The organism is Vibrio sp. (assembly GCF_050299255.1).
GTDB lineage: Bacteria > Pseudomonadota > Gammaproteobacteria > Enterobacterales > Vibrionaceae > Vibrio.
Genome location: NZ_JBNKVP010000168.1, coordinates 1 through 2,095, shown reverse-complemented (window position 1 = coordinate 2,095; position 2,095 = coordinate 1). Strand labels below are relative to the sequence as shown.

At 54.2% G+C, this 2,095-nt stretch carries 3 protein-coding genes and 1 rRNA gene; all 4 read left to right on the top strand.

Annotated elements, in window-relative coordinates; genetic code table 11:
• Nucleotides 1–33: 33 nt before the first annotated feature.
• A 5S ribosomal RNA gene (gene rrf / locus ACQY6F_RS18825) occupies nt 34–149 on the top strand.
• A gap of 247 nt (nt 150–396) precedes the next feature.
• Nucleotides 397–744 carry an IS66-like element accessory protein TnpA gene (gene tnpA, locus ACQY6F_RS18820; protein WP_428776638.1) on the top strand — a complete coding sequence of 116 codons (348 nt, stop codon included), beginning with the start codon at nt 397–399 and terminating at the stop codon, nt 742–744.
• Entirely contained in the window at nt 720–1,076 is a 357-nt protein-coding gene (gene tnpB, locus ACQY6F_RS18815; protein WP_428776637.1) for an IS66 family insertion sequence element accessory protein TnpB, read from the top strand. The genes tnpA and tnpB overlap by 25 nt, the downstream gene beginning before the upstream one ends.
• Before the next feature lie 56 nt (nt 1,077–1,132).
• Nucleotides 1,133–2,095, top strand: a 963-nt coding sequence (gene tnpC, locus ACQY6F_RS18810; RefSeq protein ID WP_428776636.1) for an IS66 family transposase, incomplete at its 3' end; no start/stop codon positions are given.

The window sequence follows — 2,095 nt, the reverse complement described above, 5'->3', positions numbered from 1 at the left end:
TTTATAAAACAAACCATTTTCTCAACCAGTTTGTCTGGCGGCAATAGCGAGTTGGTACCACCTGATTCCATCCCGAACTCAGAAGTGAAACAACTTAGCGCCGATGGTAGTGTGGGGCCTCCCCATGTGAGAGTAGGACACCGCCAGGCTTTAAATACAGAACCCCGTTCAGAAATGGACGGGGTTTTTTATGCGTGGGGGAGGGCCGCGAGGCGGCTCATCCGGTCTGTCAGGCATACGCACAGCTAGTTTTCCGACCAGATTTCAGCACCTCAATTGTTACAGCCACCGTAGACCCAAACCCGGTCGTCATCCGTAACCGTCCGGTAAACCCATCTGTTAAAAACGTTTAAACCCTGTACTCTGGTGACCACCTATTTTAAGTGGACACTACCAATGAATGAAATACTCCCGGTTAAGCCAGTCACCAAACGTCGCCGCCATTCCAAAGATTTTAAAGCCAGGATACTGGAAGCTTGCGAACAACCTGGCGCATCTGTTGCTGGTGTTGCTTTGGCAAATGGCCTGAATGCCAACCTGGTACACAAATGGCGACGTCTTGCCAAAGTCTCATCATCAAGTTTGTCTGCACCTACAGATTTTATCCCTGTGCCAATGGCAACATCGGGCAACATGCCGACAGACTGCGCACACGTTGTGCTGGAAGTCGATCATATCAAAATCCAGTGGCCACTGGTGCATATTGACCGTGCCATTGCATGGCTACGCTTATTGCGCGCATGATCCGCATTGATCAAATCTGGTTAGCGACTGAACCAATGGACATGCGCGCTGGCCCGGATACGGCGCTGGCACGGGTGGTGAAGCAGTTTGGTCAGGCGCAGGTGCATCATGCCTATGTTTTTACCAACAAACGGGCCAACCGCATCAAGGTGCTGGTCCATGATGGCTTTGGTCTCTGGCTGGTGGCACGGCGGCTGCATCAGGGCAAGTTCATCCGAGCCAAAGACTGGCAGGGTCATCAGCTACAACTTTCATCAGAACAACTCAATGCACTGGTGCTGGGACTGCCCTGGTATCAGCTCGGTGAACGCAGTGCGATATCGATCCTGTAATCAATACCCCTGATCTGCTATCGTCATGAGGCGGCTTTTCTGGCAAAGTTGCTCTCATGAAAGCCCAGCCAAACCTGGATAAACTAAGCGAAGAACAAGTCCGTGCACTGGCCGCGCAGTTACTGGTTAAGGTTGAGCAGGATGCGCAGACCATCCGCTACCAGCGAGCACTCAATGACAAGCTGACTCATGAGATGGCTGTTCTTAAGCGACATAACTTTGCCAGACGCAGTGAAGCCTTGAGTGTTGATCAGCGCAGCCTGCTGGATGAACACATCGATGGCGATATTGGGGGAATCGAAGAAGAACTGGCACGGGCCGGTGAGCAAATAGCGGCCCCGACCCGGAAAAAGCGCCAACCTAAGCGCACCCCGTTACCGCCCGAGTTACCCCGTAGGGTCATCAAACACGAACCGGATAACACCACCTGCAGCTGTGGCTGCGCATTAAAACGCATCGGCGAGGACATCAGCGAAAAACTTGATTACCAGCCGGGTAGCTTCACGGTGGAGCAACATGTCCGCGGCAAATGGGTGTGTGACCACTGCGAGACCCTGATCCAGGCACCCGTGCCGGCCCAGGTGATCGATAAAGGAGTACCTGCCAGTGGCTTGCTCGCCCATGTGCTGGTGGCCAAGTATGCCGATCATTTACCGTTGTACCGGCAGGAGAAGATCTTTGATCGTGCCGGTCTGGCCATTGCCCGTTCCACCCTGGCTGATTGGGTGGGGCGTTGTGGTGTGGCTTTGCAACCGCTGGTGGACGCCTTGCGAGAGACACTGCTCGAACAGACTGTGCTGCATGCGGATGAAACCCCGGTACCCATGCTGGCGCCGGGCAAGAAGAAAACCCACCGGGCGTATGTCTGGGCCTATGCCAGTACCCATGACGCACCGGTGCAGTGTGTAATCTATGACTTTGCGCCGACACGTGCCGGTGAACACGCCCGTCGCTTTCTGCAGAGCTGGCAGGGCAAGCTGGTGTGCGATGACTATGCCGGTTACAAAGAAGGCTTCAAA

Excerpts from the sequence above, each read along its gene's own strand:
- tnpA (WP_428776638.1), top strand. The coding sequence starts at position 397 with ATGAATGAAATACTCCCGGTTAAGCCAGTCACCAAACGTCGCCGCCAT.
- tnpB (WP_428776637.1), top strand. The coding sequence starts at position 720 with ATGGCTACGCTTATTGCGCGCATGATCCGCATTGATCAAATCTGGTTA.